Source organism: Oxalobacteraceae sp. CFBP 8761, from assembly GCA_014841595.1.
Taxonomy (GTDB): Bacteria; Pseudomonadota; Gammaproteobacteria; order Burkholderiales; family Burkholderiaceae_D; genus Telluria.
In genome coordinates this window covers 189,276-204,316 of the sequence record JACYUE010000004.1, presented here as the reverse complement: position 1 = coordinate 204,316, position 15,041 = coordinate 189,276, and the positions used below count along the sequence as shown (strand labels likewise).

Sequence of the window (15,041 nt, the reverse complement as noted above, 5' to 3'; positions counted from 1 at the left end):
TTCTTGTATCTACTGGCAGACCGGAGATCGGTAAATTTGATGAGAAAAGTGAGAAAGTGTGAGTAATTTCCAAACGGAAATTTGGCAGAACCTGCAGTATTGACCTGCCTGACTGCCACATCGTGCAAATCAGCCAGAAGTTATGGCCATTCGTACAGACATGGCAGCCAGTGTCGTAATCAGGTGCTACGCGGCTGCGCCGTGGCGTGCCTTGGCATTGCCACGACGGCGGCGCACGGCGACCAGCAAGCCACCGACAGTCGCGAACATGGCCAGCATGCCGGGCTCGGGCACTTCTTCCGCGTCCAGCTGCGCGGCAGCAAAGCCTTGCAGGGCCAGCGCAGTCGCCACATCGATGCCGAGGTCGCGCGCGACGTAATCGTCCGCGCCCAGCGAGCGTGGATCGAGGCCGGTGACGTTGCCGAAGATGGTCAGCGCTTCCAGGTAGTAGCCGTAGTTGCTGCCGTGGTAGGAGTCCGGCGCCCACAGGTTGATCTGGCCGGCGCCAATGCCGTCGTACGGGTTGGCATCGGCCAGGCCGCCTGCGATGGCCTGGCTCCAGGCCTGGCCCACGGGGATCACGCCACTGATGATGCTTGAGGCCGAATCGGCGGCATCGTAGCCGGCGCGCACGTCCTGCGCCATTGCGTAGATCGATTTCCCAAACCACGGGCTATTGGCATTCTGGTACGTCAGGTCGGCGCGCGACCAGGTCGACGTCAGGCGCACGTCGACATCCGGATTCTGTTCTCGAAACGCATTGGCCAGCAGGCCGGAATAGCGGATCAGCGTTTCCGGGTTGCCCGGCTTGGCGCCGTCGAGCGTGCTGTAGCTTTGCAGCAGCACCATGTCGAACGGTTTCACGATCGTGTTGAAGCGGTTCTTGTAGTGAAAATCCAGGCCCGAACCGGGCTCGGTCTCCAGGCTCACCTGATAATTTAGGCCGGCCTGCATCGTCATGGCCTTGAACAGCGCCGGTACGCCACCGATGCCCAGACCGTTCAGGTCGGTCACGGTATCGGGGCGGTAGTTCTGCACGAGGGGCGGCTTGGCGCCAGCAGGATCGCCATAGGTGAAGCTGTTACCGACGAAGAGGATCGTCGTGGCGGATGCGGGCACGGCCAGGCCGCCCAGTGCGAATGCGGCGAAGAGTGCCGTGCCGGAACGGCGCAGGCTGCAAGGAATGGTCATCGAAGTCTCCAGTATGTTTATTTAGTTGGTGTTCAAAATTAAGCAAGTCGCATGCCGACGACGAATATTACTGAATAATCAGTCAGTTATAGATTAATGCTGCATACAGCGCGGCTACGGTGTAAAGCATGCCGACATCGCACGTCGCAATCGGCGAAACCGCCTTCATGTGGCGCTGACGTCACACTCCTGTAATTTCTCGCGTCGTTTTGTAAAGTTTTGCAAGCAAGCGCTGCGCATTTCTCGCGCCTGGAGGTGTGATCAGGCCCTGTTTGTAAAGAAGTGTGAGCAACAGCCGTCGGTGAGCAACCAACAATTCAATGAAATCATGAGGTTATGCGTTCCCTGGCCACTGGTAGTCGCCCGCTGGCACCGCTGCTAGCATGAATCATCGATAACACGAGGACATTCATGCAACAGTTCAAAACGCTCCCGCACCGCTTGTCGTGCGCACTGTTGGCCGCCATCGACGCAGGTAGCACAGCATGGCTGTGACCCTCGCCAGCGCGCCAGTGGCCGGCAATTCCAGGCGCGACGTTGTCCTCGGCATGGCATTCGTCGGCCTGCTGTTCTTCATCCTCGGGTTCGTTACCTGGCTCAATGGCTCGCTGGTTCCCTTTTTGAAGATCGTCTGCGGCCTGAACAACTTCCAGGCCCTGTGGGTGACCTTCGCTTTCTACATCGCCTACACGGCCATGGCCCTGCCATCGGCTGCGGTGCTGGTACGCACCGGCTACAAGAAAGGTATGACAATCGGTCTGGGCATCATGTGTGTGGGCGCGCTGCTGTTCATCCCGGCCGCGCAAAGCGCGCGTTATGAATTGTTCCTGGTGGCGCTGTTCACACTTGCCAGCGGCATGACGCTGATGCAGACCGCCATCAATCCGTATATCGTCTGCCTTGGCCCGCGTGAGAGCGCCGCCATGCGCATCAGCATCATGGGCTTGTTCAACAAGGGCGCCGGGGTGGTGGTGCCACTGGTGTTCTCCACGCTGATGCTGGCCGACATCGACAGCTTCTCGCACACGGCGCTCGAAGCGCTCGACCCTGTTGCCCGCAGCGCCGCGCGGGCCGGCCTGTCCGAGCGCCTGGTGCTGCCGTATGTCTGCATGGCCGCGGTGCTGTTCGTGATCATGGTATTCATCCATTTTTCGAACCTGCGCGATATCGAGCCTGAGACCGACACGCCCGAGGCAGGTGTCGAGCGCACCGGCGTGCTGCAGTTCCCGCAACTGGTGCTGGGCGCCATGGCGCTGTTTGCCTACGTTGGCGTGGAAGTCATCGCCGGCGACACCATCGGCCTGTATGGGCATGAACTGAACGTGGCCAACTTCGGCGTGCTGACGTCGTACACGATGATGTGCATGGTGCTCGGTTACCTGATCGGCGTGGTCGCGATTCCGCGCTACCTGTCGCAGCAGCGCGCCTTGCTGCTGTCGGCCGTGGCCGGCCTGCTGCTGACGGTCGGCGTGGCCACCGGCTCGCCCACCGACAGCGGCATCTCGCAGGCATTGATCGGCTGGGCTGGCGTGCCGACGGTGCCCGACACCGTCATGTACCTGGCGTTGCTGGGCCTGGCCAACGCCATGGTGTGGCCGGCCATCTGGCCGCTGGCGCTGCAGGGCCTGGGCCGCTACACGGCGAGCGGCTCGGCGCTGCTGGTCATGGCGATCTCCGGCGGCGCAGTATTGCCGCTGCTGTACGGCCACCTGGCCGATCTGAATACCTCGCGCGGCGCTTACTGGATGCTGCTGCCGTGCTACGGCCTGATCCTCTGGTACGCGGCTTACGGCCACAAGATCCGCCGCTGGCGCAGTCCGGGCGCATCCGCCCGACCCTGATTTCCACCCCACCAGAACTTGTCCGCACGGCGCTGCTGCGCGGTCCATCGTTTTTCATTTCATACCAGGAGCACCGGATGTCTCTACTGAAACCACATAAAACGCTGATCAGCGCGGCTGTCGCCAGCGCCTGCATCGCCATGCCGGCCCTGGCGCAGGACGCTGTACAGGCGCCGACGCCCCGCCAAAACACCGGTGAAGCGATCGCCGAGGTGCGGGTGACGGCCACCCGCCATTCGACGTCGCTGTTGCGCACGCCGGTGTCGGTGACCGCCGTCGGCCAGGAAGAACTGACTCGCAAGGGCATCACCGACGTGCGCGGCCTGAGTGGTGAAGTGCCCAACCTGCAGCTGGGCAGTGCGACCGATGGCAGCTCGGGCGTGAAGATTTCGGTGCGCGGCGTGAGCAGCAACGACTTCACCGAGATCGGCAATCCGGCGGTCAGCCTGAACGTCGACGGCATCTACACGCCGCGCCCGCAATCGGCGCTGGCGCTGCTGTTCGACCTGGAGCAGGTCGAAGTGCTGCGCGGCCCGCAGGGCACGCTGTTTGGCCGCAATGCGACGGGCGGCAGCATCAACATCATCCCGAACAAGCCGCAGTTCAATTCGACCGAAGGCAATGCGGGCCTCACGCTCGGGCGCTACAACCTGCGCCAGGTGACGGCCGTGCAAAACATCCCGGTCAGCGACACCTTCGCGATGCGCGCCACGATGATGGTCATCAAGCGTGACAGCTACCTGAACCAGGAGCAGGATTTCTACGCGGCGAACTTTCCGGAATTCGGCGTGACGCCGGCGCGCGATGCGGCCGGCAACATCATTCCCGATGTCGATCAGCGCTACAACCGCAAGGTCGGCGCCAGCGACGCTTATGGCAACAAGGACGAATGGGCGGCGCGCCTGCAGGGCCGCTGGAAGATCCGCAACGATCTCGAATGGCTCGGCGCCTACGAGCGCTACACCAACAAGGGCGCCGGCGACATCGCGCTCAAGGATTGCACGATGGCGGCCGGCACGGCCCACGCCTGCCCGGGCGGGCAGTGGGACGTCAAGATCAACCGGCCGGGTGAACTCGACTGGAACATCGACACCTTCCGCAACCGCCTGACCTGGAGCGTGAACGACCACACGACCGTCGAATACAACGTGTCGTACTCGGAGCAGAACCGGCGCCAGATCCGCGACGGCGACTCGGGCTACCAGCCGCTGGCCGAAGACATCAATATCTACGGCGGCTTCGTCAACGATTCGGCCGGCTTTACCAATTCGTCCAAGTTCAAGACCACGGTCCAGGAACTGCAGCTGCGCGGTGAGCAGGGCAATCTGCGCTACGTCACCGGCCTGTTCTGGATGCACGAAAAGAACGCGATCGAGTTCGGCGAAGACTCGATCTCGGCGATGGTCAACGCACCGGGCGCGCCGTACTACGCGCTGTACGACCAGACCGACCGCCAGTCCGAATCGATGGCCGCCTTCGGCCAGGTCGACTGGGCCTTCGCGCCGAAATGGAACCTGACGGTTGGCGGGCGCATGACGCGCGACGAGCGCGAAGACAAGAACGGCAAGTTCTACGATTCGGGCACCACGGGCGATCCGTACTCGTACTTCCAGGGCCAGTACACGCCGATCCCGGGCCGCTTCTTCAACAGCAGCGACCTCAAACCCGGCATGGGTTCGTACTACGGCGTGGCCGGCATGGCCGGCATCACGCCCGACATCAGCAGCAACCGCGATTCGTGGAACAAGTTCACATGGCGCCTGGGCCTGAGCTACCAGGTCACGCCGGACGACTTCGTGTTCGGTTCGCTCTCGACCGGCTACAAGGCCGGTGGCTTCAGCGACAAGCAGAATATCTGCGCACGCGGCCTGGGCGGCAACTGCGCCGACCGTGAGCCGGGCCCGCACTACACCTTCCTGCCATGGAAGCCTGAAACGCTGACCAACTTCGAGGTCGGCTACAAGGGCCGCATGCTGGACAACCGCCTGTCGTTCTCGGCCACCGCCTTCCACAGCCGCTACAAGGACATGCAGATGACCGGCGCGGTCGAGATGGGCAAGATCATCCCGGCGATCCCGTGCACCGCCGCCAATCCATCGTGCGATTCAGCGGTGTTGTATGGCACCACGAATGCGGCCGAAGCGAAGATCTCGGGCCTGGAACTGGAAGGCAAATACCGCCCATGGGCCGGCGCCGAAGTCAATTTCCAGTACTCGCACCTGCGCGCCAAGGTGGTGTCGTACCCGGATTACACGCAGACCTGGCGTGACGTGCCGTGCGGGCCATTCCGCGCCACTTACGGCGTGGAGCCGTGCGTGCGCTACACGGGCCCGAACCAGGCGCTGGTCGGCCGCTTCCCGGCGAACGTGGTGGGTAATGATTTGCCGAACGCGCCGCGCAACTCGGCGCGGATCGAAGTCTCGCAGCGCTTCATGCTGGCCGGCGACTACGAACTCACGCCACGCCTGTCGGCGCGCTGGCAGGACAAGATGTACTTCAGCATCCAGAACCTGGACAACCCCAAGGTCGGCAACCAGCAGAACGCCTACGCAACGTATGACGCGTCGCTGCGCTTGACGGCACCGAGCGGCAACTGGCGCGCCGAGGTGTATGTGAACAACCTGAACGACGTGCTTGCCAAAAACAATGCGCGCATCGTCGACCCTGGGTACGTCATTGGCCAGTACAACGAGCCGCGCATGTTCGGTGTGCGCGTGGGTGTCGACTGGTAAAGCAAATGTCAGCAGTGTGTCCTTCAGGAGAATGCGATGCGTGATGCGAACAATGGTCTGGGTGGTGTGGCAACGGCGGTAGCGACGGCGCTGGTGCTGGCCGGTTGTGGTGGCAATGCCGCCGATGGTGGCGCTGAGGTGTCGCGGCAGTTGTCAGCGGCGCCCGTCGCCGTGGCTGCTGCATCGCCGTGGCCCGTCTGGTCGGGGTGGGATTTTCCGTACAATGAACCGCCGCTGGCCACCACGCCGGCGGTGGCGTTCGGCGTCTCGCAACTGACGCAGTCGGCCACGCAGACCGTGTTCCGGGGCGCGCACACGCTGCCGGCGGGGAGCGTGCAGAACTATCGTATCGGCGTGTTCGTCCACCACGACGTGTTCTATTACCAGGCCGATGCAAGCGCCGTCATCAACGCCGACGGCACGTTCACGCTGACCCTGCCACGTTCGGTGGGCAGCGCCGACCGCGCCGTGCTGGTGCTGCATCCGGCATCGTACGATCCGCTCTCGGGCGCCAACTGCAATGCGGCCGGTGGCTTTTGCAGCGGCCAGATCACGGGCACGACCAAGCTGTCGCTGCCAGTCGATCCGGCGGCGGTCACGGCCTACACCGCCGCTTATTTCCCGGCGCCGGCAACATCCGCCAACGCGCAGATCGCCGCACTGCAGCGCATGATGAATACGCCGCAAATCACTGGCGGGCCGTATGGCGCGGGGCGCCTGATCCGCAGCTTCCACGACATGGACTCAGCCTTCCTGTACGACCAGGCGCTGGCCGTGATCGCCTTCAGCCTGGCCGGCGAGCAGGCCAGCGCCGAGCAGATCATCAACGCACTGGCCAAATCGCAGTCGGCGTCCGGCGCCTGGGTGTTTGCCTATCTGGCCGACGGCGCCGACGCCAATCCCGGCGTGGACATGCGCATCGCCGGCGCCAACGCCTGGTTCGGCATGGCGCTCAACGCCTACCAGAAAGCCTTTGACAGCACGAAGTACCTGGTCATGTCGACCCGCCTGCACGACTACCTGCGCGCAGAAACCGTGGCCGTGACGATCAATGGCGTGGGCCGCAGCGGCTTGCGCTTCGCACCGACCAACTACGTGGCGGGCCGCACCGGCATCTTCGCGCTGGAGCACCAGCTCGACGCCTACGCCAGCCTGCACCAGTACCACGCGCTCAATGGCGGCAGCCAATACCTGACCGCCGCCACGCAGTTGCGGCAGATGGCGGAAAGCCTGTGGAACGGCACGCGCTTTTTGGGTGGCTACGACGCCAATACCGGCACCCTGAATACGGGCGAGCGCTATCTCGACACCTATTCGTGGTCGGTACTGGCGCTGGGGAACGTCGGCAGCGCCGGACAGAACTTCGCCGCTGCATTGCCGGGGATGTGCGACTATTTCAATGTCGGCGGCCGCCTGGACTACCCGTCGCGCAAGGTGACTGGCATCGTCGGCTTCTACGACGTCATCTACGACAACGTGCCGTCAAGTGCGCCGTTTGTCTGGAGCGAGGGCAGCCTGGGCGCGATCATGGCGATGCGCCAGGGCGCACCCACGATGCAGTGCGCGGGCAACGGGGCCAGTCAGATGCTCGAGTCGCTGAACTACATGGTCGACAAGCTGGGCAGCATGCCGTACGCAACGCGCAATACCAATGCGGACTTCACCAGTTCGGGCAGCGTGGCAGGCACTGCCTGGTTGTACTACGCGAACCGGAACAAGAATCCGTACGCGCACTACTGAGAAGGGCAGGTCGATGCACTTTGCCGGATGGATGCTGTGCGCACTATTGACCCTTGCGGCGCCGCTCGCGCACGCCGGCACGCTCGTGATCGAGAGCTGGCGCGTGGACGACAAGGCGCTGTGGGAAAAGGTGCTGATCCCCGCGTTCCAGCGCAGCCATCCCGGCATCGACGTCAAGTTCGCGCCGACCGCGCCGACCGACTACGATGGCCGCCTCGCGGCGCGCCTGGCCGACGGCAGCGCCGGTGACCTGGTTGCATGCCGCCCGTTCGACGCATCCCTGACCCTGTATGCGCAGGGGCACCTGGAGCGCCTCGATGGCAAGCCCGGGATGCAGTATTTCGAGCCGGGCGCGATGGTGGCCTGGCAGACGGCCGGCGGCAAGGAAGCCTTCTGCATGCCGGTGGCGTCGGTGATCCACGGCTTCATGTACAACAAGGCGATCTTCCGGAAGTACGACCTGCAGGCGCCACGCACGGTGGATGAATTCTTTCGCGTGCTCGATGTGCTGAAGAAGAACGGCGTCGCGCCGCTGGCGCTCGGCATGGCCGATGGCTGGGAAGCGAGCCAGCTGGTATTTACCAATATCGGGCCGAATTTCTGGCGCGGCGAAGCTGGCCAGAAGGCGCTGGCGGACGGGCGCGCGCGCCTGACTGATCCGCCGTTCGTCGAGGCGCTGCGCTTCGGTGCGCGCATGGGCGCCTATCTGCCCGCCAGCGCCGCCACGCAAACCTATGGCCAGAGCCAGGCGATGTTCGCCACGGGTCGCGCCGCGATCTATCCGGCCGGGTCTTGGGATATCGCGCGTTTCAGCAGCGCGCCCGGCCTGGAGCTGGGCGTGTTCGCCGCGCCGGTGAAGCGGCGCGGCGATGCCTGCTTCATCTCGGACCACATGGACCTGGGGCTGGGCGTGAACCGCGCATCGAAGAACAAGCAGGACGCTTTCAGGTTCCTGGCCTGGGTTGGCTCGCAGGAATTTGCCGACATCTACAGCAACCGGCTGACCGGCTTTTTCACGCTGTCGAATCACCTGATTGCGATGCGCGATCCGGTCGCCAAGCAGATGGTCGAGTGGCGCAACAGCTGCGCGTCGACCGTGCGCCTCAATGCGCAAGTGCTGCACCGCGGACAACCCAGCATGGAAAGCGTGCTATGGCGCGTCAACGCCGACGTGCTGAAAGGGACGCTGGCGCCCGAACCTGCGGCCGCCAGGCTGCAACGCGATTTCGACCGGTGGTACAAGCCCCCGCAACCCTGAACGACGAACCCACTTTTTGGCTGGATTGGAGACACTCTTGGATACCACACACCTGGTTCGACGCTGCGCCCTCGCGTCGCTGCTGCTGGCCACGCCGCTGGCCGGCATGGCTGCGGCGCCACCCACCCCGCTGTCAGCATCCGCTGCGGCCAGCATGGAAGGCGTCGCCAGCGGCGCCCGGCTGCAGATGCGCTGGGAACTGCTGCGCAACGAGTACACGCCGCAGATGCCGGAAGGCCGCGCCAAGGCGCGCATGACCCTGACCAACAACGACAGCCAGCGCCTGCCAGCCAAGGGCTGGACGCTGTACTTCAACAGCATGGATGGCGTCGTACAGGGCGCGGTGGGAGGCAATCTGCGCATGGAGCAGGTCGCCGGCAATCTGTACCGCCTGCGCCCGCAAGCAAACTTTGCGGGCCTGGCGCCGGGGCAGTCGCTCGACATTGATTACTACCACCCGCAGGTGATCATCAAGATGGCGCGGGCGCCGATCGGGCCTTATCTGGTGTACGACGCGCAGCCCGAGGTCGGCGTGGCGATCACCGATTTTGCGCTGCTGCCGGTGACGCGGCCCGAGCAGCTCGACAAGGGCGACACGGGTGCCCGGCCCGTGGTCACCGCAGCCGATACGTATCGCAGCAACCAGCGTGCCGACCTGCTGCCGGCGAGCGCCGTGCCCCTTGTGCTGCCGACGCCCCTGCAACTGACGCAGGGCAGCGGCAAGCTGCGCCTGACAGGCAAGCCGGTGGTGAACGCATCAGCGGCGCTGGCAGGCGAAGCGGACCTGGCGCGCTCGCTGTTCCCGGCATCGCTGCAGGGCAGCGGGCCGGCGCTGCGCCTGAGCGTGGGCAAGGTCGAAGGACAGACCTCGCCCGAAGCGTACAGCCTTGCGGTGCGCGCAGGCAGCGGCGCCGGTGCGGGCATCACGATCGTCGGCAACAGCCCGGCCGGCGTGGCGTATGGCCTGCAGACCCTGCGCGATCTGCTGCCGTTGCCTGGCGCCGCCGAGCAGTCGGTGCCCGAGGTGACGATCGTCGATGCGCCGCGCTTTGCCTATCGCGGCTTCATGCTGGACGTCTCGCGCAACTTCCACACCAAGGAAACCGTGTTCAAGTGGCTCGACCTGATGGCGCGCTACAAGATGAACAAGTTCCACTTCCACCTGACCGAGGACGAAGGCTGGCGCCTCGAGATCGCCGGCCTGCCCGAACTGACGTCGATCGGCGCCGTGCGCGGCCATAGCGCCAGGCCGGGCGTGCGCCTGCAGCCGGCCTATGGCTCCGGGCCCGACCCGCGCGATACGGGCGGCAGCGGCTACTACACGCGCGCCGACTACATCGAGATCCTGCGCTACGCGGCCGCGCGTCACATCGAAGTGATTCCCGAACTCGAAATGCCGGGCCACGCGCGCGCCGCCGTGCAGGCGATGGAAGCGCGCTACCACCGCCTGAAGGCAGCCGGCGACAAGGACGCGGCCAAGTATCTGCTCAATGATTTCGCCGATCGCTCGGTCTACAAGTCGCCGCAGCTGTACAACGATCACGTGCTCAATCCGGGTCTGGAATCGAGCTTCACGTTCGTCCAGCACGTGGTGGACGAAGTGGTGAAGCTGCACCGCGAAGCGGGCGTGCCGCTGCATACGATCCACATGGGCGGCGACGAACTGCCGAACGGCGCCTGGGAACAATCCCCGGCCAGCCGCGCGATGATGGCGCGCGAACACCTCGAATCGACAGCCGACCTGTGGGATTATTTCTATGAACGGGTCGACGGCATGCTGCGCAAGCATGGCCTCTACACGTCGGGCTGGGAAGAGCTGGCGGCGCGCAAGACCACGCTGCATGGCAAGAACAAGCTGATCCCGAACCCGCGCTTCACGCAAAAAGGATTCCTGGCCTGGGTCTGGAACAATACCGAAGGCGCCGAAGACCTGGCCTATCGGCTGGCCAACGCCGGCTATGACATCGTGCTCGCGCCCGTGACCAAGATGTACATGGACATGGCCCACAACGCCAACCCGGAAGAACCGGGCGTGAACTGGGGCGACTACGTCGAACTTGAGACCCCGTATGACTTCATCCCGTTTGACTACCTGAAGAACGCGACCGAGGCTGCGCGCGTGGGCAAGGACGGCCTGACCGATTACGGCAAGCGTCGCGTGCGCGGCCTGGAGGCGACCTTGTTTACCGAAACGGTGCGCGATCCGGCTCGCATCGATTACCTGGTCATGCCGCGCCTGCTGGCGGTGGCAGAACGGGCCTGGGCGCCGGATCCGGCCTGGGCCACCGAGCCCGATGCCACGAAGGCGGCGGCGCTGCATCGCACGGCCTGGTCGGGCTTCGTCAATGCGCTGGGCCAGCGCGTGCTGCCGCGGCTCGATCTGGATCGCACCGGCGTGGCGTACCGCATTGCGCCACCCGGCCTGCTGCTCGACGGCGACAAGGTCCTGGTCAACCATGTATTGCCGGGGATCGCACTGCGCTATACCGTGGATGGCAGCACGCCGAGCGCCAGCAGCCGGCCGGTGACCGGGCCGATCGCCGAGCGTGGGCTGATCCAGGTCGCGGCCTTTGACCGCAATGGCAGGCCGGGGCTGGTGGCGCGCATCGACCGGCGCTGACGGCGTGGCCGAAATGCCTGCTGGGTAGCGAAGCACGGGGCTATAATCAGCGTTTTCTGCGGGATACCGGGTGAGAGCGTCGATCGGAAAAGTGGCAGCGCGTTGGTGCGACTGGCGACGCCTGCGGATTGCTGCCGTACTGGCCTCTGCCTGCGCCTTCAATGGCGCCGTGCAGGCGGCAGCGCCGATGCTGGCGATCGTGCCACCGGCACCCGCGATGTCGTCTGCAACGTCGTCCGCGGCGCCATCGTCCGGCCTGCAGGTGCTGCACTGGTGGACCTCCGCCAGCGAGCGCCGCGCGGCCGACCTGCTGGCGCAGCGCCTCGGGAAGGAAGGCGTGCAGTGGGAAGACGCCGCGATTCCCGGCGGCGCCGGCATCGGCGCCGGCAAGGTCCTCAAGGGCAGGGTGCTGGCCGGCGACGCGCCCGAAGTCACGCAGATCATCGGCGTATCGGTCGCCGAATGGGCCGAGATGGGCCTGCTGCTCGAACTGGACAATGTGGCCGTTGCCGACAACTGGCGCGGCGTGCTGTTCCCCACGGTCCAGAACCTGATCCAGTACCGCAAGCACACGATGGCCGCGCCGCTTGGCATCCACCGCGTCAATACGCTGTTCTACAACCGCACGCTGTTCGCCCGGCTCAAGCTGGCGCCGCCCACCACCTGGTCCGAATTCGACGCCGTCGCTGCGCGCCTGCTGGCCGCGGGCGTGCAGCCGCTGGCGCAAAGCAGCGAAGCCTGGCAGGTGGCGGCGCTGTTCGAAAACCTCGTGCTGGCCGAGAGCGGGCCGGCCTTCTATCGCGCGCTGTTCGTGCGCCGCAGTCCGGCCGCCGCTTTTGATGCGCGCACCGCGCACGCGCTGCAGCGCCTGCGCACGATCAAGGGCTGGGCCGGCGGCCAACTGGCCGAGCGGCCCTGGACCGAGGTCGTGCGCCGCTTCGCCGCCGGCCAGGCCGGCATGATGATCATGGGCGACTGGGCCAAGCCCGAGCTGGCCGAACACCGGATGGTGCTCGACCAGGATTATGGCTGCGTCGGCGCGCCGGGCACCGGCGCGTATCACCTGTACAGTGTCGACACGCTGTCGATGTTCGCCGGCGACTACCGGCACCGCGAGGCGCAGGAAAAGATGGCGCGCCTGCTGCTCTCGCCCTCGATCCAGGCCGACTTCAATCTGCTCAAGGGCGCAGTGCCGGTACGGCGCGATGCCGATCCGGCGCGCATGGACAGTTGCGCGCGGGCGTCGTGGACGACCTTCGCCGGCGGCCAGGCCGTGCAGGCGCCCAGCCTCGTGCACCGTATGGCGACCGATGAAGCCAGCCGCGATGCCATCATCGCCGAGGTGCATCGCTATCTGCTCGACGACGCCGTGCCGGTGGCGGTGGCGCAGCGCCGCCTCGCCGCCTTGTTCAGACTATTCAATTTAACCAGCCAGGGGACGCCGGGTGCGCAAGATACTGATCGTAGACGATGACAAAAAAACCTGCGTGCTGCTCAAGACGTATCTGGAGAAAAACCAGTACGACGTGATCCTGTCGCACAACGGCGAGAGCTTCCTGGCCGAATTCCAGGCGCACCTCGAGACGCTGTCGATGGTGATCTTGGACGTGATGCTGCCCGATACCGACGGCTTCGCGCTGTGCAAGCAGGTGCGCCAGCGCTCGAATGTGCCGATCATCATGCTCACGGCCAGCTCGGACGAAACCGACCGCATCGTCGGCCTCGAGCTGGGCGCCGACGACTACATCGCCAAGCCCTACAGCCCGCGCGAGCTGCTGGCGCGCATCAAGGCGATCCTGCGCCGCGCCGCGCCCGAGACGCCGTCGGTGCGCTACCACCGGTTTGTCGGCTTCACCCTCGACCTGATGGAGCGCACGGTGACCGACAGCGCCGGCCATCCGGTGGCGCTCACGGGGCTCGATTTCCAGCTGCTCAAATATTTCACCGAGCACCCAGGCAAGATCCTCGACCGTGGCCTGCTGTGCGAAGAAACGCGAGGGCGCGACGCCGGCCCGCTCGACCGCTCGCTGGACGTGCAGATCAGCCGCCTGCGCCTGCGGCTGAACGACGACGGCAAGCAGCCGGCGCTGATCAAAACCGTGCGCGGGGCCGGCTATGTGTTCTCGGCCGACGTCAGCGTGTCCAGTGTCTAGCCGTAGCAGCAACCCGCTCGCGCGCGTGCTGCACCAGCCGTTGCAGCGCTGGTTGCCGGCGTCGCTGCTTGGCCGCCTGACCCTTGTCATGGTGGCCGGGGTGCTGGTGACGCAGCTGGCGGCCAGTGCGATCTGGGCCAGCCAGCTGCGCGCCAAATCGCAGGTCGAGGCGCAATCGTCGGCCCAGTACGTGGCGCACAGCGCTGCGGGCGCGATCCGCTTCTTTCGCAGCCTGCCGCCGGCCTATCGCCTGCTCATCATCCAGCAGTTGCGTGAAATGGGCGGCACGCGGTTTTTCGTCAACCTCAATCATGCCTACGTGCCGATCGAGCAAATCGCGCCGCACCCGCTTGCGCAAAGCGTGATTGCCACGGTCGACGCCACGCTCAGGAGCGACCTGCCGCATTCGCCAGGCTTCCGGCTCGCGTTTGCCCGGCCTGACCGGCTGGTGGTGGCCGAACACGATGTGCGCCTGGACGACCTGCCCAATGCCTGGGTCCAGCATGTGCTGCTGCTCAAGCCCGACCCGGCCCCGATCCTCGTGATCCAGACCGAGATCGAGCCCGGTAACTGGCTGTACATGGCGGCGCTGATGCCGAACCCGTATTTCCTCGACAGCAGCGATCCGTTCGCGTGGGATCGCCTGATGCCGCAGATCCTGTCGCTGGCCGTGGTGCTGCTGCTTTGTCTGCTCGTCGTGCGCTCGATCACGCGGCCGCTGGCCGCGTTGTCCGATGCCGCGTCGGCCTTGGGCCAGGGTCACGACGACGAAGCGCGCCCGCTGCCCGAAACCGGCAGCCGCGAATTCATCAACACCGCGCGCGCCTTCAGCGCGATGCGCGAGCGCATCGGGCGCTATATCGACGACCGCGAGCGCCTGTTCATCTCGATTTCACACGACCTGCGCACCCCGATCACGCGCCTCAAACTGCGAGCCGAACTGCTGGACGACGAAGCCCTGCGCGACGAATTCGAGGAAGACCTCGATGAACTCGACATGATGGTCAAGGGCGCGCTGCAATGCGTGAAGGACAGCGACATCCACGAAAATCCCACCGAGATCAAGCTCGATACGATGCTGGGCCGCATGGTGCGCAGCGCCGAACTGGCGGGGCACGCGGTGGCCTGGCAACCGTCCGGCGTGACGGTGCGCGGCAAGCCGCTGGCGCTCAAGCGCGCGCTTGGCAACCTGCTCGACAACGCGCTGTTCTACGGCGCGCGCGCCGAGATCAGCGTGCGCCAGGAGCCTGGCTGGGTGCTGATCTGCCTGCGCGACCACGGGCCCGGCGTGCCCGATGAAGCGTTTGCCAGCCTGTTCGACCCGTATGTGCGGCTGGCGCATGGGCGCGAGCAGAATGATGGCGGCATGGGACTGGGCCTGGGTATCGCGCGCGGCGTGATCGAGGCGCATGGCGGCCGGCTGGTGCTGTCGAACCATCCCGAGGGTGGTTTGAATGCGGTGGTACGCTTGCCGGCCGTTTGACTCTTTTCTCATACGCCATGTTT

9 protein-coding genes are annotated in these 15,041 nt (G+C 65.3%); 8 read left to right on the top strand and 1 reads right to left on the bottom strand.

Annotation, left to right across the window (positions count from 1 at the left end; all coding sequences use genetic code 11):
- Positions 1–186: 186 nt before the first annotated feature.
- Entirely contained in the window at positions 187–1,191 is a 1,005-nt protein-coding gene (locus tag IFU00_20455) for a PEP-CTERM sorting domain-containing protein (GenBank protein MBD8544654.1), read from the bottom strand.
- Positions 1,192–1,676: 485 nt separating this feature from the next.
- Between IFU00_20455 and IFU00_20450 the strand changes: the two genes are divergently transcribed.
- The 8 genes from IFU00_20450 to IFU00_20415 all read left to right on the top strand — a co-directional run bounded on the left by IFU00_20450 (position 1,677) and on the right by IFU00_20415 (position 15,018).
- On the top strand, positions 1,677–3,032 hold the full coding sequence (locus IFU00_20450) for a sugar MFS transporter (GenBank protein ID MBD8544653.1): 1,356 nt from the start codon (positions 1,677–1,679) through the stop codon (positions 3,030–3,032).
- Positions 3,033–3,109: 77 nt separating this feature from the next.
- Positions 3,110–5,764, top strand: coding sequence for a TonB-dependent receptor (locus tag IFU00_20445; GenBank protein MBD8544652.1), 2,655 nt, complete (start codon positions 3,110–3,112; stop codon positions 5,762–5,764).
- Between the two features lie 36 nt (positions 5,765–5,800).
- Entirely contained in the window at positions 5,801–7,504 is a 1,704-nt protein-coding gene (locus tag IFU00_20440; protein MBD8544651.1) for a hypothetical protein, read from the top strand.
- A gap of 31 nt (positions 7,505–7,535) precedes the next feature.
- Complete coding sequence (locus tag IFU00_20435) at positions 7,536–8,762, top strand: carbohydrate ABC transporter substrate-binding protein (protein MBD8544650.1); 1,227 nt, start codon at positions 7,536–7,538, stop codon at positions 8,760–8,762.
- Between the two features lie 106 nt (positions 8,763–8,868).
- Positions 8,869–11,382: a carbohydate-binding domain-containing protein gene (locus IFU00_20430; protein ID MBD8544649.1), complete on the top strand. Its 2,514-nt coding sequence runs from the start codon at positions 8,869–8,871 to the stop codon at positions 11,380–11,382.
- Between the two features lie 187 nt (positions 11,383–11,569).
- Positions 11,570–12,856, top strand: a complete 1,287-nt coding sequence (locus tag IFU00_20425) for a carbohydrate ABC transporter substrate-binding protein (GenBank protein MBD8544648.1) — start codon at positions 11,570–11,572, stop codon at positions 12,854–12,856.
- Positions 12,828–13,535, top strand: coding sequence for a response regulator transcription factor (locus tag IFU00_20420; GenBank protein MBD8544647.1), 708 nt, complete (start codon positions 12,828–12,830; stop codon positions 13,533–13,535). The genes IFU00_20425 and IFU00_20420 overlap by 29 nt, the downstream gene beginning before the upstream one ends.
- Positions 13,498–15,018: a HAMP domain-containing protein gene (locus tag IFU00_20415; protein MBD8544646.1), complete on the top strand. Its 1,521-nt coding sequence runs from the start codon at positions 13,498–13,500 to the stop codon at positions 15,016–15,018. Before IFU00_20420 ends, IFU00_20415 begins: the two co-directional genes overlap by 38 nt.
- Positions 15,019–15,041 lie beyond the last annotated feature (23 nt).